The organism is Thermomicrobium sp. 4228-Ro (assembly GCF_026241205.1).
Taxonomy (GTDB): Bacteria; Chloroflexota; Chloroflexia; order Thermomicrobiales; family Thermomicrobiaceae; genus Thermomicrobium.
In genome coordinates, this window is sequence record NZ_JAPFQM010000001.1 from 835,889 (window position 1) to 853,125 (window position 17,237).

At 65.7% G+C, this 17,237-nt stretch carries 22 protein-coding genes; 15 read left to right on the top strand and 7 right to left on the bottom strand.

The features are described 5' to 3' along the window. Nucleotides 1–118 precede the first annotated feature (118 nt). Genes OO015_RS04160 through OO015_RS04175 form a run of 4 tightly spaced genes read left to right on the top strand, consistent with a single transcriptional unit; the run spans nt 119 to nt 2,383 of the window. The gene (locus tag OO015_RS04160) at nt 119–553 is read left to right on the top strand and encodes an ArsR/SmtB family transcription factor (protein ID WP_265939970.1); all 435 of its coding nucleotides are present in this window, start codon (nt 119–121) and stop codon (nt 551–553) included. Beyond that, on the top strand, nt 550–771 hold the full coding sequence (locus OO015_RS04165) for a hypothetical protein (protein WP_265939971.1): 222 nt from the start codon (nt 550–552) through the stop codon (nt 769–771). Before OO015_RS04160 ends, OO015_RS04165 begins: the two co-directional genes overlap by 4 nt. Next, nucleotides 764–1,501, top strand: a complete 738-nt coding sequence (locus tag OO015_RS04170) for a cytochrome c biogenesis CcdA family protein (protein ID WP_265939972.1) — start codon at nt 764–766, stop codon at nt 1,499–1,501. Before OO015_RS04165 ends, OO015_RS04170 begins: the two co-directional genes overlap by 8 nt. Nucleotides 1,502–1,558: 57 nt before the next feature. Next, nucleotides 1,559–2,383 (top strand): Type 1 glutamine amidotransferase-like domain-containing protein, encoded by an 825-nt coding sequence (locus OO015_RS04175; protein WP_265939973.1) that lies wholly within the window; start codon nt 1,559–1,561, stop codon nt 2,381–2,383. On the opposite strand, the gene OO015_RS04180 is transcribed toward OO015_RS04175, so the two are convergent. Next, complete coding sequence (locus OO015_RS04180; protein ID WP_265939974.1) at nt 2,357–3,637, bottom strand: MFS transporter; 1,281 nt, start codon at nt 3,635–3,637, stop codon at nt 2,357–2,359. The two genes, OO015_RS04175 and OO015_RS04180, sit on opposite strands and share 27 nt — an antisense overlap. Nucleotides 3,638–3,702: 65 nt before the next feature. Here OO015_RS04180 and OO015_RS04185 point away from each other — a divergent pair, with 65 nt between their 5' ends. Further along, nucleotides 3,703–4,026 (top strand): cupin domain-containing protein, encoded by a 324-nt coding sequence (locus tag OO015_RS04185; RefSeq protein ID WP_265939975.1) that lies wholly within the window; start codon nt 3,703–3,705, stop codon nt 4,024–4,026. Here OO015_RS04185 and OO015_RS04190 read toward each other — a convergent pair. Further along, a complete protein-coding gene (locus OO015_RS04190) occupies nt 4,018–5,244 on the bottom strand; it encodes an MFS transporter (protein WP_265939976.1) in 1,227 nt (408 codons plus the stop codon). The genes OO015_RS04185 and OO015_RS04190 overlap by 9 nt on opposite strands. A 222-nt stretch (nt 5,245–5,466) precedes the next feature. Here OO015_RS04190 and OO015_RS04195 point away from each other — a divergent pair, with 222 nt between their 5' ends. From OO015_RS04195 to OO015_RS04210, 4 genes are read left to right on the top strand one after another with little or no spacing between them, the layout of a single operon-like run. Further along, entirely contained in the window at nt 5,467–6,867 is a 1,401-nt protein-coding gene (locus OO015_RS04195) for an alpha/beta fold hydrolase (RefSeq protein ID WP_265939977.1), read from the top strand. 25 nt (nt 6,868–6,892) lie between these two features. Then, nucleotides 6,893–7,885, top strand: a complete 993-nt coding sequence (locus OO015_RS04200; protein WP_265939978.1) for a thiamine pyrophosphate-dependent dehydrogenase E1 component subunit alpha — start codon at nt 6,893–6,895, stop codon at nt 7,883–7,885. Nucleotides 7,886–7,901: 16 nt separating this feature from the next. Then, on the top strand, nt 7,902–8,921 hold the full coding sequence (locus OO015_RS04205) for an alpha-ketoacid dehydrogenase subunit beta (RefSeq protein ID WP_265939979.1): 1,020 nt from the start codon (nt 7,902–7,904) through the stop codon (nt 8,919–8,921). Next, the gene (locus OO015_RS04210) at nt 8,918–9,913 is read left to right on the top strand and encodes an NAD(+)/NADH kinase (protein ID WP_265939980.1); all 996 of its coding nucleotides are present in this window, start codon (nt 8,918–8,920) and stop codon (nt 9,911–9,913) included. The genes OO015_RS04205 and OO015_RS04210 overlap by 4 nt, the downstream gene beginning before the upstream one ends. Here the strand turns inward: OO015_RS04210 and OO015_RS04215 are convergent. The 5 genes from OO015_RS04215 to OO015_RS04235 form a co-directional block, all read right to left on the bottom strand. Continuing rightward, a complete protein-coding gene (locus OO015_RS04215) occupies nt 9,900–10,271 on the bottom strand; it encodes a DUF488 domain-containing protein (protein ID WP_265939981.1) in 372 nt (123 codons plus the stop codon). The two genes, OO015_RS04210 and OO015_RS04215, sit on opposite strands and share 14 nt — an antisense overlap. A 5-nt stretch (nt 10,272–10,276) precedes the next feature. Further along, entirely contained in the window at nt 10,277–10,762 is a 486-nt protein-coding gene (locus OO015_RS04220; protein WP_265939982.1) for an MgtC/SapB family protein, read from the bottom strand. Nucleotides 10,763–10,956: 194 nt separating this feature from the next. Next, nucleotides 10,957–11,331 carry a hypothetical protein gene (locus OO015_RS04225; protein WP_265939983.1) on the bottom strand — a complete coding sequence of 125 codons (375 nt, stop codon included), beginning with the start codon at nt 11,329–11,331 and terminating at the stop codon, nt 10,957–10,959. Between the two features lie 3 nt (nt 11,332–11,334). Next, nucleotides 11,335–11,676: a hypothetical protein gene (locus OO015_RS04230; protein ID WP_265939984.1), complete on the bottom strand. Its 342-nt coding sequence runs from the start codon at nt 11,674–11,676 to the stop codon at nt 11,335–11,337. A gap of 11 nt (nt 11,677–11,687) precedes the next feature. After that, complete coding sequence (locus OO015_RS04235; protein ID WP_265939985.1) at nt 11,688–12,347, bottom strand: hypothetical protein; 660 nt, start codon at nt 12,345–12,347, stop codon at nt 11,688–11,690. 174 nt (nt 12,348–12,521) lie between these two features. On the opposite strand from OO015_RS04235, the gene OO015_RS04240 reads away from it, so the two are divergent. From OO015_RS04240 to OO015_RS04265, 6 genes are all read left to right on the top strand, one after another. Beyond that, nucleotides 12,522–12,869, top strand: coding sequence for a hypothetical protein (locus OO015_RS04240; RefSeq protein ID WP_265939986.1), 348 nt, complete (start codon nt 12,522–12,524; stop codon nt 12,867–12,869). Nucleotides 12,870–12,974: 105 nt separating this feature from the next. Next, a complete protein-coding gene (locus OO015_RS04245) occupies nt 12,975–13,550 on the top strand; it encodes a sigma-70 family RNA polymerase sigma factor (protein ID WP_265939987.1) in 576 nt (191 codons plus the stop codon). Continuing rightward, a complete protein-coding gene (locus OO015_RS04250) occupies nt 13,547–14,656 on the top strand; it encodes a hypothetical protein (protein ID WP_265939988.1) in 1,110 nt (369 codons plus the stop codon). Before OO015_RS04245 ends, OO015_RS04250 begins: the two co-directional genes overlap by 4 nt. A 26-nt stretch (nt 14,657–14,682) precedes the next feature. Further along, nucleotides 14,683–15,642, top strand: coding sequence for an ABC transporter ATP-binding protein (locus OO015_RS04255; RefSeq protein ID WP_265939989.1), 960 nt, complete (start codon nt 14,683–14,685; stop codon nt 15,640–15,642). Continuing rightward, a complete protein-coding gene (locus OO015_RS04260; RefSeq protein ID WP_265939990.1) occupies nt 15,639–16,499 on the top strand; it encodes an ABC transporter permease subunit in 861 nt (286 codons plus the stop codon). The genes OO015_RS04255 and OO015_RS04260 overlap by 4 nt, the downstream gene beginning before the upstream one ends. 68 nt (nt 16,500–16,567) lie before the next feature. Then, nucleotides 16,568–17,206, top strand: a complete 639-nt coding sequence (locus tag OO015_RS04265) for an MBL fold metallo-hydrolase (protein ID WP_265939991.1) — start codon at nt 16,568–16,570, stop codon at nt 17,204–17,206. The last annotated feature ends 31 nt before the right edge of the window (nt 17,207–17,237 follow it).

Below are 17,237 nucleotides of genomic sequence, written 5' to 3' on the forward strand. Positions count from 1 at the left end.
GTCGAACTGCTCGTTCGAGGCGGTCGCTCCGGACAGGGACCGCCTCGATTTCGTTTCTTTCGCCCGAGACCGAACACGAACCCGTGGGAATCTGTACACTTCGATCAGGAGTTGGAGCATGGCCGACCAGACACGCGAGCACCTGGAGAACCGAGCCCGACACCCCCGGATCCCTGTTCCGCACGCCCGCCGTGGCGACCTCGTCGTCGATCTTCCGACCGAGATCCTGGCCCGATTTCTCCACGCCCTCGCCGATCCGACGCGCCTGCGCATTCTCGAGCACTTGAGTCGTGATGGGGAACTGCACGTCAGCGCGCTCGTCGAGCGGCTGGGCCAGCCGCAAGGGCGCGTTTCGGCCCATCTGACCTGCCTGCGCACCTGCGGGCTCGTCCGTGTCCGCCAGGACGGAAAGTACCGGTACTACGCGCTCGCTGATCAGCGGATCCCGGCGCTGCTCGCTCTGGCTCGCGACCTCGCCCGCCCGAACGCAGCAGCGATCGCATCCTGCGCCATCGGCACGCGCCACGATCCACCGGAGGAGACCGAACGATGAACGAGCGTTGCGCGTCGCTCCTCGCACCCTGCCGGATCGGGTGGCTCCTCGTAGCATGCGCCCTCACGCTCTACAGTATCGCCACCCACCAGTGGTCGCTCCTGCTCGCCATTCTCGCTCCCCTCAGCGGTCTCCTCCTCGGCTCCGTGATCAATGGCCGAACGAGTCGTTGCGACGTGCGACTGACGAGCGGAGGCACGAGGCCCGTCGATGAGTGAGCTCCAGGCCTGGATCGCTTCCTGGCTCTCGGTAGTCGCGAGCTGGCTTCCTTTCGGATACAGCTTCGGTGCCGGCATGCTCGCCGCTGTCAATCCGTGTGGGTTCGCTATGCTTCCGGCCTATCTCGCCCTCTTTCTCGGTAACAACGAGGAGTCGACGACATCGGGAACCGCGCGACGATTGATCCGGGCAGCTGTCGTCGGGACGACTGTCTCGCTCGGCTTTTCCACGCTCTTCGTTCTCGCCGGTGTCATGGTCTCGCTCGGTGGGACGTTCCTCTTCCCGGTGATGCCCTGGATCGGCACGGCGATCGGCATCCTGCTCATCGTGCTCGGGGCAGCGATGTTTTTCGGCAAGGTCGCCCGGCCAGTCCTCTTCGAGCAGCTTTCCGATCGGCTCACCCGACGCAGCGAGCGCTCCATTCCCGCCTTCTACCTCTTCGGTCTTGCCTATGGTCTCGCCTCGCTCAGTTGCACGCTTCCCGTTTTCATGATCGCGGCCGGAAGCGCGCTGGTCAGCGGTGACGTCGCACGGGGCATGCTGCAGCTCGGCAGCTACAGCTTGGGTATGGCTTCGGTCATCGTGACGCTGACCTTCGCACTCGCCTTCCTGCGATTCGGACTCGTGCGTGCTGTGCGCCGTGCTGTCCCCTACGTGCAGACAGCGGCAGCAGCGCTCCTCATCTTCGCAGGCCTCACCATCGTGCTGTACTGGTCAGCCTATCGCTGAGTTACCCTTCGGCTGAGGGAATCGGCACCGTATCAGGTGAGACGGACGCGACAACCGATGACAAGTGCACCCGGCCCCATCGCGCTGATCGGTTCCGGCGAGACAGCTCGTGCTGGTCGTCAAGCGTTCACCGCGCTCCTCGAATCGCTCCCGCGGCCAGTGCGCATCGCGATCTTGGAGACGCCGGCTGGATTCCAGCCGAACGCAGCGCTCGTTGCCCGCAAGATCGGCACCTTTCTGCGGGAACACCTTCCCGAGTTCCAGCCGGACGTTCGCTTCGTCCCGGCACGGCGCCGCGGAACGGTTTTCGACCCAGACGAGCCACTCGTCGTCGAACCAGTCGAGTGGGCGGACTGCGTCTTCGCTGGGCCAGGGAGTCCGACCTACATGGTCCGCCAGCTTGCCGGGACACGAACCTGGCAACGCCTCCTCGAGCGCTGGCAATCCGGCCTGCGCCTGGCATTCGCCAGTGCCGCTGCGATTGCGGTGAGTCGCTTCGCGCTGCCGGTCTACGAGCTCTACAAGGTCGGGGCCGACCTGCACTGGGTAGACGGGCTCGACCTCCTCGGTCCGCTCAGTTTCACGCTGGCGATCGTGCCCCACTGGAACAACCGCGAAGGTGGCCAAGAACTCGACACGAGTCGCTGCTTCATGGGCCAGGAGCGATTCGCGCAGCTCGTCCGCCTGCTTCCACCGGAGACGACCATTCTCGGTATCGACGAGCACACTGCCTGTCTCCTCGATTTCGCCGAAGGAGTGGCACGTGTTCTCGGCGCGGGCACAGTCACGATCGCCAAGCAGGAGCAGAGCTATTCCTTCCGGCACGGAGCGCAGTTTCCACTCGCACTCCTTCGCTCAATCGCGACGACTGATGGCCTCTGAGTGTTCCCACTCGCGCACTGACCGCCTTCTCTGATACGTTTCGGGCGCAGCGAGCCAGAAGAGCGCTCCCAGGCTTACGATCCCGATCGCGGTCATGATCAGTGTCGGCCTGATCCCGAGGAACTCCGCAGCCAGTCCGAGAAGCGTCGGACCGACGACATAGCCGAACTCCGAGAGCATGCGGTAGGCGCTCAGCGCGGCAGCAGTCATACCCGGCGGTGCGGCATCGGCAGCGTAAGCGGCCGGCGCACCACCACCGATACCGCTCGCCATCGCCCAGACGACACACGCAACCAGAAACCAGAAATAGGACGGAGCAAAGGCGAAGCCGATCAGCCCGAGTCCACTGAACAGTGTCGCCGGTGCGATCACGATCTTGCGCCCGAAGGTATCGACCAGCACGCCAGCTGGATACGCCATCACCAGCGACACGATGCTCACCGCTGCGAGCCCGAAGCCGATCTGCGACGGGCTCAGGCCGATCTCCCGTTCGGCTCGCAAGGGCACGAGCGTGAACAACGCTCCCGTCCGTGCGAAGAAGTTGCCGAACGTCACCATGCTGATCAGCACGAGCGGGCGGTGTCGCAAGACCCGGAGCAACTGCTGACCGAAGACGAACTCTCGCTCCCGCGCAGTGACCGCGTCGGCCGGCCGCGTCTCGGGCAAACGCCAGAGCGCGAGGAAGGCGACCAGGGTACCGACCCCGGCATAGACCCAAAACGGCGTGCCCAAACCGCCGTACTGTGCCAAAAGGCCACCAGGGATCGGCCCGAAGCCGACCCCGAACAGGAACACGGTCTGATACAGCGCCATAGTCCGACCACGCGTCGCTGGCTCGGTGATGTCTGCCAGCACGATTTGGCCAGCTGTCAACACCATCGAAGCACCGCTTCCCGACACGAAGCGGCCGAGGAGAAAGACACCGTAGGTCGGAGCCAGCGCACAGATCAGGTTGCCGAACGCTGTCAACATGCCGCCGAGGAACAACGACCAGCGCCGCCCGGAGCGATCGGCTAACCAGCCGGCTGGGGCTGACGAGGTGAAGCGCGCCAGTCCGTACACCGCGATCGCTAGTCCGACCAACGCCTCGGAGACCCCGAAGGCCTGCGCGTACAGCGGCACGACCGGCACGATGCTCCCGAAACCGAGCTGGTTGATGCCGACGATCGTAGAAATCCAGACGAGGACACGGTACTTTCGATACCAGGAAGCGATGTGCAGAAGCGGGAGGCGCGCCGTTCTGGCCCGACTCATCGACCTCCCCTTTCTCGCCAGCAGCCCGGTGTGCGAGCACGTACCACACGGCGAAGGAGGACGATATGGAGCACCGCGTCACAGTGACCCGCTGGGACAGCTCCCAGCCACCCACCGAGGCCGAACTCCTCGCGACACTGGCAGCCGAAGGGTTGACCGCGTACCGGTGGTCGAACGATCCTGGTGATCGCTACGCGGCACACGCGCACGCGTATCACAAGGTCCTGTACGTCGTCGAGGGCTCGATCACGTTCGAGCTGCATCCGGGCGGTCCGATCACGCTCTACCCTGGTGATCGTCTCGACCTTCCCGCTGGCACCGTGCACAGCGCCATCGTCGGCCCGGAAGGTGTGGTCTGCCTCGAAGGACACCGGCCGGTCTCAAGATGAGGCAGGCCGCATCCGACCCAGGTTGGCTGGAACGAGCAAGGCGAACGGGATGCCAGCCAGCGAGGCACCGACCGTGAGCCAAAACGCCCGTTCGATGCCGATGGCATCAGCGACGGCACCGAAGGCAAGCGCGATGATGCTCTGGGCAACGAAACTCGCTGCCAGCGTGAAGCCGGACAACGGCCCACGCGCCTCCGGTGCGATATCGTTGGCCAGCGCGAGCGTCACTGAACGGGGCGGTGTGGCGAAGACACCGATAATGACGAGCAACGGGAGCATCAGCCAGCTCCCGTTCTCGATCGCCAGGTACAGCGCCAGCAGGGGTGCTGTTCCGAGCGAGGACAAAAGCAGTGCTCCACGGCGACCGATCCAGTCGGAAAGCGAACCCCCGACCAGCCCACCGATGATCCCGCTCGCATAGAAGGCCGAGAGTGCCAACCCACCGTACCACTCGCTGCGACCACGTTCCAGGAGATATTCGACGAGAAAGAAGCTTGGTGGCGTAACAGCCGCCGTATTGGCAACGACCGAACCGAGCAGACCGAGGAACGGCCGACGACGCTCCCGCAACAAGGTGCGGATCCGCACGCTCCCAGCGTGCCGACGCGCGATCGCATCGCTCTCCTCCGTACGAAGAAAAAAGAACAGGCTGGCCGAGGCAGCGAGACCCACGACCATGACCAGCGGCATACCGTCGAGCGTCAGGTGCGCGATCACCGCCGTCAAGATCACCGGCGCGACGGTCCGTGCCAGCTCACCCCCGGCCATGAAGATCGCCATCGCTCGCCCCAGCCGCTGGCCCCCGAATTCTCCGACGAGCGCAACCGCCGGTGCATGGAAAGCCGCCGACGCCAGACCCGACACCAGGAGGAGCAAGAGGACCACCGCGAAGTGCGGTGCGATCCCGATCGAAGAGAGCGCAAGAGCAGCGACACCAGGCGAGAGCACGACGAACCACCGGCGGCTCGTCCGATCGGCGATATAGCCGAGTAGCGGCTGGACGATAGACGGGAGCTGCTGCGCAGGAACCATCGCGCTCGCCAGAAAGAGTGAGACACCGAGCTTGGCTTGGATCGCGGGCACGAGCACGCCGAGGAACGACGGGTACAAGTCGTGCGAAAAGTGCGCCCAGGCCATCAAGGCGACACCACGCGGATCCCAGAGCGACACGCGCTGAGTCGCCCGGGCCCGTGCAGCTGTCGCCCCTTCTGCCCTCATCGTGCTCCTCCCATTTTGCTCTACGGAAAGCCTGTCCACCAGCCGTCGGTCAACGACCGCGGCTCAGTATAGCCCTCGATCGCCTATCGGGGGTACCTTACGGAGCGACCAGCATCGCCAGCCGACCAGCACCTCTGGGGCAGGACTTGACAACTGGGCGATGATCACTTAGCCTGGATACAGATTTCCTGATGCGCCGCTGCAAATGGATGGGTAGCGAGGATGGCCACGCTCCTCGTCATTCCCAAGCTCGGCCTCACCATGACCGAGGGGAGAGTCGGTCGCTGGCTCAAACGGCCGGGGGAACCGGTTCAGGCGGGCGAGCCCGTCCTCGAGGTCGAGACGGAAAAGCTCACCGTCGAGGTCGAAGCCCCGGCTTCCGGTGTTCTCAGTCACATCCTCGCCGAGGAGGGAGCGACTTTGCCAGTCGCTGCCCCGGTCGCGGTGATCGCCGAGCCCGGCGAAGACGTCGACCTCGCGGGACTGCTCCCGACAGTGTCGGCCGTGAGCTCGGCAACGTCTCCGGAGAGTCCGACCGACCCGACCAGTCCAGTGCGCGAAACGCCCCCGACCGGGGAAGTACGCGCGACGCCAGCTGCCCGCAAACTCGCGCGTGACCACGGTATCGACCTCGCTCGGGTTCCCGGTACGGGACCAGGTGGCCGGATCACCGCCGAGGACGTCGAGCGGTATCTCGCTGCACGAGCCGAGCCGACTGGACCGAGCGGTGAGCCCATTCGCTTCCGGAGCGATGGCTACACGCTCGCCGGCGAGCTGTTCCTCCCCTCCGAAACGACCGGACGTGTTCCCGGCATCGTCCTCTGCGCTGGCATCCAAGGCATCAAGGAACTCGGGATGCCGCTGATCGCCCAGGCACTCGCTCAGGCGGGCTATGCGACGCTGATCTTCGATTACCGCGGCTTCGGTGCCAGCGAGGGGCCGCGCGGACGGCTGATCCCCTTCGAGCGCGTCCGCGACACGCGGGCAGCCTTGACGGTGCTGGAAACGCACCCGGCGGTCGATGCGCGTCGCCTAGCAGTGGCCGGCTTGAGTATGGGTGGTGCCCACGCGTTGTCGGTCGCCGCTCTCGACGAGCGTGTCCGTGCCTGTGTCGCCATCGCTCCGGTCACCAACGGCCGTCGCTGGCTCCGCAGTCTGCGCCCCGAATGGGAATGGCGTCTGTTCCTCGAAGAACTGGCCCGCGACCGGCGCGAGCGCGTCCGTCTGGACACACCGCAACGCGTTCCGCTTTCCCGCATCATGCCACCGGATCCGGAAACGCAGGTGACGCTCCGCGAACTCGCCAAGCGCTTCCCGGACCTCACCGTCGACCCCGACGTGACGCTCGATTCGGCCGAAGCGCTCCTCGAGTACGAACCGGAGCGCGAGGTCGAGCGGATCGCACCACGCCCGCTCTTGCTCGTCCATGGGCAGCAGGACGTGCTCGTCGCTCCCGACGAATCGCTCGCCGCCTTCGAACGCGCGCGTGAGCCGAAGCGACTCGCGCTGCTCGACGGCATGGGGCACTTCAACTGGCTCAACCCGGGCCATCCGGTGTTCACGCGCGTGCTCGCGGAAGTGACGGCCTGGCTAGGGAAGTGGCTCACTGCGGACACAGCCTGAGCGAACATCACGAGGGAGGTGCAGCATGGAGATCCCCCGCGAGAAGCTGCTCTGGATGTACGAGCGGATGGCGCTCATCCGCGCCTTCGAGGACCGCGTCGCGCAACTCTTCGCAGCGGGGAAACTGCCCGGCTTCGTCCACCTCTACGCTGGCGAGGAGGCGATCGCGGTCGGCGTCTGCGCACACCTGACTGACCGGGACTTCATCACCAGCACGCATCGCGGGCACGGGCACTGTATCGCCAAGGGTGTCGACGTGAAGTCGATGATGACCGAGCTTTATGGCAAGGCGACCGGTGTCTGCAAGGGCAAGGGTGGATCGATGCACATCGCCGACGTCGACAAAGGGATGCTCGGGGCGAACGGGATCGTCGGTGGTGGTCCCCCGATCGCGTGCGGCGCTGGCCTCACCGCCAGGACGCTCGGTACCGACCAGGTGGCCGTCTGCTTCTTCGGCGACGGTGCGGCCGAGCAGGGAACGACGCACGAGGCGATGAACCTCGCGGCGATCTGGAAACTTCCGGTCGTCTTCGTCTGCGAGAACAATTTGTACGCGGAATCCACGCCGTGGACCTATCACTGTGCAGCACCGGACATCGCGTCACGCGCTGCGGCCTACGACATGCCAGGCGTCCTCGTCGACGGCACTGACGTGTTCGCTGTCTACGAAGCGGCCGGCGAGGCGATCGCCCGAGCCCGGCGCGGTGAGGGACCGACGTTGCTCGAATGCCGTGCCTTCCGGTACTACGGCCATTTCCAGGGCGATGCGGTGACGTATCGAACACCCGACGAGGAGGTATCCTACCGCCAGCGTGACCCGATCCAGCGCTTCCGGCAAGCCGTCCTGAGCCAGGGACTGCTCGGCGAGGACGAGCTGGACGCGATCGATGCTGCCGTCAAGCGCGCGATCGAGGAGGCGGTGCAGTTCGCCGAGGCGAGCCCCTACCCGCCGCCGGAGGAGTGCTTGACCGACGTGTACGTCAGCTATCCAGTCGAGCAGCTCGCGTTCCGCCATTGATGAAAGGAGCGCTGCGATGGTCGTCGCGACTCGTGTTCTGAGCTACCGACAAGCGATCAACGAAGCACTGCGACTCGAGATGCGCCGTGATCCGACCGTCATCCTGATGGGCGAGGACGTCGCTGGTGGTGCGACGGTCGAGCATATCGAGCAGGAGGGAGCCTGGGGCGGACCCTTGGGCGTGACCAAGAGCCTCGTGAGCGAGTTCGGGCGCCAGCGCGTTCTGGATACCCCGATCAGCGAAGCAGGGTTCATCGGTGCAGCCGTCGGCGCCGCCGTGACCGGCCTCCGCCCGGTCGCCGAGCTCATGTTCGTCGACTTTTTCGGCGTCTGTATGGACCAGATCTTCAACCAGGGCGCCAAGCTGCGGTACATGTTCGGGGGCAAGGCGAAAGTCCCCATGGTCATCCGCACGATGATCGGGGCGGGTTTCGGTGCAGCCGGTCAGCATTCCGGGTGCCACTATTCGGTGTTCGCCCACATGCCCGGTTTGAAGGCGGTCGCTCCCGCAACGCCATACGACGCCAAAGGGCTCCTCATCGCTGCCATCCGCGACGATGATCCGGTCATGTTCTTCGAGCACAAGATGCTCTACGACGTGACCGGCGAGGTGCCCGAAGGTGACTACGTCGTCCCGCTCGGCAAGGCCGACATCAAGCGACAAGGGACCGACGTCACGATCGTCGCGATTTCCCGTATGGTGCACGTAGCGCTCCAGGCTGCCGAGCGTCTGGCCGCTGAGGGGATCGATGCCGAAGTCATCGATCTCCGCTCGCTCTCGCCGCTCGACGAGGACACGGTCTTGAGTTCGCTGGCCAAGACGAGACGTCTGGTGGTGGTCGACGAGGATAACCCCCGCTGTTCGGTTGCGGCGGACATCGCGGCTCTGGCTGTCGACAAGGGATTCGATTATCTCGACGCGCCGGTCAAGCTGGTCACGGCACCACATACGCCAGTACCGTTTAGCCCGCCGCTCGAGCAGTTCTACATCCCGAGCCCAGAGCGGGTCATCGCTGCAGTACGGGAGATCGTGTGACGGGACACGGGTCGGGAGCGAGCGTCGGCATCATCGCCAATCCAAACGCCGGGAAGGATGTCCGCCGGCTCGTCGCGCTCGCTTCCACGTTCGACAACCAGGAAAAAGTCCGCATCGTGCGCCGGGTCCTGAGCGGGCTGGTCACGACCGGGGTCGAGCGGGTGTGGTACCTGCGTGACAGCTTCGGCATCGTCGAGCGTGCTGCTGCTGGTCTGGCACTCCCGCTCGACCTTCGTCCGATACCGGTCCCGTGCGAATTCACCGCGAGCGATTCCGAACGAGCTGCCGCCTGGCTCGCCGAGCACGACGTCGCCTGTATCGTGACGCTGGGTGGCGACGGGACGAACCGGGTCGTCGCTCGCGGATGCGGAGCGCTCCCGCTGGTCCCGATCGCCACCGGAACCAACAACGTCTTCCCCTTTTTGGTCGACGGGACGATCGCTGGGCTCGTTGCTGGTCTGTTCGCGACCGGCCAGCTCAGCGACTGCCTGGAACGAGTGCCCCGCCTCGAGGTCTGGGTCGACGGGACGCTCGTGGATATCGCGCTGATCGATGTCGCCGTCTCCCGGGAACGCTTCATCGGCTCGCGGGCCATCTGGGACCCCACGACGATCGAGCTGATCGTCGTGGCACGACTCCTCCCTGGCGTCATCGGCCTCGCTGCCGTGCCAGCCGCACTCATCGGCCACACCGACGAGCAGCAAGGCGCTGTGGTCGAACTGGGTGCTGGTTCCCTTCGGGTGACCGCGCCGCTCGCTCCTGGACTGGTGCGAGACATCGCCGTCCGTTCGTGGCGAACGCTTCCCCTCGGCGCCTCGCTTCCGATCGACCGGTGCCCGTGCACGCTGGCGCTCGATGGTGAGCGGGAACTCCATGTCGAACAGGCAGCGGAAATCCTGGTGCGCCTCTCTCCCAATGGACCGTTCGTCCTCGATCCGCGTCGGGCTGTGCGAGCGGCTGCTCGTCGCGGCTGCTTCCTCAGCGAGCAGTGAGGTCGGCCGAAAGCTGCTCCTCGAGGAACGCGCGCAGCACGACAGCGCTGTTGCGTTCGGTGTCGCGGGCGCTGAAGAGCAGCGTCACCACGCCACGCCGAGCCGCCTCGAGGAGCGGCTGCCAGGCCGACGGATTGGCGAGAAGCTCAGCGCGATAGCGTTGCTGAAACTCCGGCCACTTGGCCGGGTCGTGCCCGTACCAGCGTCGTAGCGCATCGCTCGGGGCAACGTCACGCAGCCAGGCAGTGAGCTGCAGTGCGTCGCGTCGCACGCCGCGCGGCCAGAGCCGTTCGACGAGATACCGTTCACCGTCGCTCGGATCGGCCGGCTCGTAGACCCGCTTCACCCGTATCGGCATCGCTCTCACTCCTCGACCGGCAACTCGTCGAGCGGTCGTTCGCGCGCCCGCTCGGGAACACGTAGGTACTGCTCGATGCGCCGCACGAAGACGATCGTCACGACAGCGAGCAACGTCCCGATGATCGCGATGAGGTAGTAACCGGCACCAACCAGCATACCAATGGCCGCTGCGACCCAAATCCCTGCAGCCGTCGTGAGACCGAAGACGCGATCGCGGGCACGCAGGATCATGCCACCAACGAGAAATCCGACCCCGGTCACGATCGTCGAACCGATACGACTCGGATCGATGAAACCGCCCGCTCCGGGTCGCGAGTATTGCTCCATGAGGAGCATCGAGCAGACCATGAACAGCGCTGCGCCCTCCGCGACGAGCATGTGCGTCCGCAGACCAGCCGGTTTCGCACTCAATTCCCGCTCGAAGCCGAGCAGACCACCGAGCAAGAGCGCGATGACGAGTCGGACGGCCGCTTCGGTTTCGGTCAGCATGGCTGAACTCCCGCGACGAACCGGCACAGTGGGGGCAGCGGCGCAGCCCGTCGGCTCAGGTACGTGATCAGTCTAGCGGCCAGAAAAGACGGATGCCAAGCACGGTCTCCTCACCGAGATGGGGAGCGGACAGACAAGCGAGGCCCACGTGCTGGCAGCTCGCGCTGGTGCAGGCGGCACGTGCGCTGACGGTCTCACCCCCGGGTCAGCGTGCGGATCAATGCCCGCAAGCCAGCCACCCGCCCATAGGTGCGGATGATCGGTCGGGCGACCGTCTCCCCGACGAACTCGACCGTTCCTTTGGCACGCGTCATCGTCTCGGTCGCTGCGCCGAGCAACGGGATGAGGTGATCGCGGATCAGGAGCGCCAGCCAGATACCGATACCGACCAGCGCACCGAGGAGCAGGACGACCAATACCGTCGACAGCGCGAGGAAGATCAACGCGATATCACGCACCCGCTCCAGCGGCGACTGTTCCGGACCCCCGAGCAAGTAGAGGATGACGAAAAGGACAACGAAAATGATCAGTAATCCGCCCACGATGGCCCACAGCCAGCCACGTCGCATTCCCTACCCCTTCCCAGTCGAGCCGTCGGCGCCTCGCCGGCTCCGTCGTCGCGGCCGCCGTACCCGCGGTGGTTCGGCCGGCGTCGTGACGAGCCACACCAGTCCCAGTACGAAGAGCGCCCCGCTGCTCCCCTCGAGCACTGGCACAGTACCGACCCGGTAGACGGCAAGCCCGGTCAACGAACTCCCGACCAGACCACCCCAAAAGCCGAGTATGCCGCCGAGCCAGTACAGTGGAAGCTGCCAGAGCCGCCGGCCGAACAGAGCATGCCAGCCTAACCCCAGCATGCTACCGAGGAGTGATGCAAAGAGCAACCCTGCGGGTATCCCGTTCGCCACCGCCACCGTAACGCCACTTAGGACACCTGCACCCAGAACGCATAGACCGCCCGCGGCAGTTTATCGGGCCGCGGGTTCTTCGGGTGCTGGGGCCATTCGATCTCGACCCGAATGAAGTACGATCCCGCTGGCAGTTCCGGTACCGTCCAGCTGAAGCCGGATCCTTCCAGGGGCGGTTGGGCCTGTGCCACCGGATCGGTCTTGACGACGAACCCTTCGGGCGCGGCCGGATCGCCCGCGATCTTCTCGAAGTTTCCCTCCTGTGGATAGACTGCCAGCTTGACCGTCTGCGGCGGACGATCCTCGCTCAACGCGAAGCGCAGTGTCTCTCCGGATCGAACGGGTAGCGGTCGATCGCTGGGCGGCACGAGGCCTGGTGCAGACGTCTCCCCAGCGAAGCCCGAATCGAGCACCCAGAAGAACGGTCCCAGCGTCGCGGTCTGCTCACCAGCTGCGCCTCGCAGCACGAGGTTGGGCGGCTGCAGCACGATCGGCGCCGTGCCCGCTGTCGGCGTGCCCGTCACCGGCGGCGTACTCACTCCGGTCGGAGATGCCGCTGCGGTCGCCGTGGCGACGGGCTTCGCTGGCTCCGGTGTCGCGGTCGGCGCCTTCGAGCGGCAGGCCGCGAGCGCTATACCCCAAACGAGCAGGAACAGCAGGATCCCTCGTCGAACCATCCTCGGTGTCCCTTCCCGAACGAGCTCCCATGCTCGTCGACCGGCGCCGACTGTACCACAGCGTGCTCGAAGACGCGGGTGTCAGACTTCCCAAGCCGTGCGGTGTTCGAGATGGATGGAGAGCGGGACGAGAGCCCTGCTCTCTCGGCTGGCGAGCGTTATCGAGGAAGGGCGGTGACGATCGTGCGAGCGGCGCGCATCGGTTCCGTCGTTTCTCTGCTCGTCCTGCTGGCACTCGTCGTGACAGCTCTCCCTGCCTGTCGTGGCGGTGGATCCACCCCGACACCGACCTGGGCGGCCACGCCAGCCGCAGCACCACGTACGCCGACACCAGCCCAGACGCCGCGGGCGACACCGGCTGCCACACCGCCCCGGACACCGGCCGCGACGCCAGCACGCACGCCGACGAGTCCAGCCGGGACTCCAACGACACCAGCACGAACGCCGACCGCGGCACCGACACGGACACCGCAGGCGACCCCGAGCCCGAGTCGTACGTCAGCCGGCTCCCCGACCCCGTGATGGGCAGCTGACGCTCTGTTCTCGGTTCGGTCAGCACCGCTGGGTGGTGTCACATGGTGCCACTCAGCGGTGTTTACCATAGAGCGAGGGAGTGGAGTCGGCGACGTGCTCCAGACAGCGAGCCCGAGTGACAGCGAACTCCTCGAGGCCGCGCAGCACGGTGACGAGCAGGCATTCACGGCGCTGCACGAGCGCTATCGGGCATACGTGTACCGGATCGCGCTCCGCATCGTCGGTCACCGGGACGATGCCGAGGACATCTGCCAGGACGTCTTCCTTCGCCTCTACGAGCGCCCACCGATCCTGGAAGGGCCGAAAGCCTTACAGCTCTGGTTGGCCCGCGTGACGACGAACGCCGCGCTGAACGTCCTGCGCAGCCGTCGCCGTGCGCGCTTCCACTGGCTCCGCTGGTTCCGGCTGGACTGGCTCGACCGCTCGGCAGGCACAGATGGTGAAACGCACGTCGAGACCTCGCTGCTCGTCCGGAACGTTCTGGAGCGGTTGTCCGAGCGCGATCGCGCGTTGCTGGCGCTCCGGGCGAGCGGCATGAGCTACGAAGACATCGCAGCGACGCTCGGTCTTCGCCAGAGTTCCGTCGGTACGCTGCTCGCTCGTGCCGAGCGTCGCTTCCGCCAGCACTATGAGGCGCTCGTCCAGAAAACGGAGGAGGTGGCACAATGAACTGGCGTCGTCCAGGTTGCCCGTCGATCGGTACACTGCGTCGCTTCGTCGACGAACCGGATGACCGGGCGACGCGCGAGCATCTCGCGACGTGCTTGCGGTGCCGGGAGCGATTGGAGGAGCTCCGCTCCAACGCGCTGTTGGTCGCCCAAGTCTTCGCATCGCTCGAGGCTGATCGGCCAGCCGATGTTGTCGTTCCGCATCCTGCCCGAAAGGAACGGACCATGCCGCGTCTCCGAGTCGTTAGCTCGCTCCTCGCCGCGACGCTCGCTGTCGCGCTCGTCGTCTGGCTCGCACCGCTGGGTGCCTTAGCGGACCAGCTGGTCCAGCGCTTCCGTATTCAGCAGTTCGCCGCGATTACGATTCCGGCCGACACGATCCGTACTCTGAGCGAGCAGTTCGGTACCGTCCCGGAAAGCGATCGGGCAGCACTACACGAACGCCTCAGCCAGGCATTCCAGTTCAGCCCATCGAACCAGACCGAGGGTATACGTGAAGTCGGGTCGCTCGACGACGTCGCCGCCCATCTCGGGCGGACACCGCTGGTTCCGTCGGCTGTCCCCGAAGCGTTCGCTGCGGTCCAACCGCGCTATCTGGTCGGCGACGCGCGTCGTCAAGAAGTGACGATCGACGTCGCCCAGACTCAGCAGGCACTCAGCCAGCTCGGGCTGCAGTTCGCCAGCTTGCCCGATCCCTCGGTCACGCCGTCCGTGACGGTCGGTCTCACGGTACCGGCCAGCGCTGCCCAGGTCTGGCAAGTCGGTGACCAGCAGGCGCTGGTCGTCGCCGAGCTGGAGAGCCCGACGCTCGACCTCCCACCGGAGATCGACCCCGAACTCCTGCGCGAGGATCTCCTGATGCTCCCCGGCTTGCCGCCCGACGTCGTGGCACAAATCCGGGCCGTTCGCGACTGGCGCGAGACGCTCATCATTCCGCTCCCCGAGCACGCCACATCGCGCACTGTGTCCGTGCGTGGAACGAGCGGCCTGCTCATCGAGTCCCCGGACGGGACGGCGGTGCTCTGGCAAGAACGCGGCATCCTCCACGTCGTCGGCGGGAACCTGAGCGCAGACGAGACGCTCGCTGTCGCACGCTCGCTCCGCTAGCCTGACAGAAGCCGGTGCCCCGGAGTATGGAAGAGCGCGACGAGCAGATACCGGTGACACAGTGGGCCATCGAGACACGCGGTCTCCGGAAGGTCTACGGAGACCGCGTGGCGCTCGAGGACCTCACCATTACCGTCGGGTACGGCGAAGTCTTCGGCTTCCTCGGGCCCAATGGGGCCGGCAAGACGACCGCTGTCAAGATGCTCGTCGGACTGATCCGGCCGACGGCAGGTGACGGTCGGGTGCTCGGCTACCCACTCGGGGATCACCGGGCACGTCGTCAGATCGGCTATCTCCCAGAACTCTTCCGTTTCCACGACTGGCTGACCGGAGAGGAACTCCTCGACCTGCACGGGCAGCTGTACGGCTTGAGCCGGGCCGAGCGGCGTCGGCGCATTCCCGAAGTCCTCGAACTGGTCGGCCTCACCGAGGCTGCGCGGCGGCGTGTCCGCACGTATTCGAAGGGCATGCAGCAACGGATCGGGATCGCCCAGGCGCTCCTCGCGGCGCCTCGCCTCGTCATCCTCGACGAACCGACCTCGGCGCTCGACCCGCTCGGGCGTCGCGACGTCCGCGACCTGATCCGTCGCCTCCGGGCAGAAGGTGTGACCGTCTTTCTCAATTCCCATCTTTTGAGCGAAGTCGAGGCGGTCTGTGACCGTGTCGCCTTCGTCAACCACGGGCGCGTCATCGCGATCGGCCCACTAGAAGAACTCCTGCGCGGCGAGCTCGTCGTCGAGTTCCGCCTCGGTGCCTTGCCGGACGGTGCGCTCGCTTCGCTCGAGCGGATCGTTCAGGTGGAAGACGTCCGTTCCGGCGAGCGACCCGTTCTCGTCGCCCGGGCACCGGACGAAGCGGCCATCGCGCGTGCCGTCGACCTCCTGGTGGCAGCCGGTGTTCCGGTCTTCGGTGTCATCCCGGAGCGTCGCTCGCTGGAGGACCTGTTCGTCCGCCTGATCGAGGACAGGGGGCAGCCACCGGCATGAGCAAGGCGCTCGTCATCGCACGGTTGACCTTCCGAGAGGGATTGCGGAAGAAGCTGGTCCTCGGCGTCGTGCTCCTGAGTGTACTGTTCGCTGCCCTCTACGTCTGGGGCTTCCATCTCTTCGTTCAAGACTGGCGTGCGATGGAGGCACGGCGAGCAGCGAGTGGAACGAGAACCGTGTTTCCTTACGAAGTCTTCGCGAGTGCCATGGTACTGCTCGGACTCTGGACCGTGAACTTTCTCGCTGGCGTCATGACCATCTTCGCCTCGGTCGGCACGATCGCCAGCGAGATCGAGCAGGGAACGCTCCACGCCATCGTGTCCAAGCCGATCCGGCGCTGGGAGATCGTTCTCGGCAAATGGCTCGGCTATGCGACGATGCTCGCTGTGTACATCGGCGTGATGGTTGCCATCGTCGTCCTCGCTGCCCGCCTGATCGGCGACTACACGCCGCCGAATGTGCTGCGAGCGTATGGCCTCATCCTGCTCGTCGCGCTCATCCTGCTCAGTCTCACCCTGCTCGGCAGCACGCTCTTCTCGACAGTCGCCAATGGCGTGATCGTCTTCATGCTCTATGGGATGGCGATCACCGGTGGTCTCGTCGAGCAGATCGGCACCGCGCTCGACAACGACGTGCTCGTCCGCATCGGCGTGATCGTCTCCATTCTCGTCCCGAGCGACAGCATGTGGCGGCTGGCGAGCTACCTCGTCCAACCGCGGATCGCGGTCAACTTCATGGGTCCCACACCGTTCGGAACCACCGTCCCCCCGAGCGGGCTCGCAGTCTGGTACAGCATTGGCTATACCGTGGTCATGCTGTGCCTGGCCATGCTGCGGTTCCAGCGACGCGATCTTTAGCGCTGACGCAGTCCTGCCTCGGTACGCTATGATCGAGCGGTGAGTCGCGAGGACCGGAGGGAGGAACTGTGGACGTCGAGATCGTCACCCTGCCATGTGGCCCGCTGGAGACGAACCCCTACCTCCTCATCGCTGATCGTCGGGCGCTCTTGATCGATGCACCGCCCGATTCGTGTCTGCCTGTCCTAGACCAGCTCGAACACCGGAACGCACGACTCGAGCGGATCGTCATCACGCACACGCACTGGGATCATATCGTCGATGCCGCCAAGCTCCGGCGCGAGACTGGCGCGCCCATCGTGGCGCATCCCTTCGCAGTTCCCCGGCTCGAACAGCCCCGGCCCCTCCTCGGCGAGCTCCCGTTCGCCATCGAACCAGCCCCGCCGGACGAGCTGGTGCAGGACGGTGACACGCTCGACTTCACGCCGCTGCGCTTCCGCATCATTCACACGCCTGGCCACACACCGGAGCAGATCTCGCTATACGAACCGTCACGCGGCTGGCTCTTCGGCGGCGATACGCTGTTTCCTGGTGGGTACGGTCGAGTGGATCTCCCCGGCTCGAGCATGGACGAGACGATCCGGACACTCAGCCGCCTGCTGGAGCTCCCTGACGAGGTCGTTGTCTTTCCCGGCCATGGCCCGACGACCACCATCGGCCGCGAACGCCCCTGGATCGAGCAGCTGGTCGGTGCAGCGGACAGGTAGTTGCCGAGAAAGAGGACACCCTACCAGCATG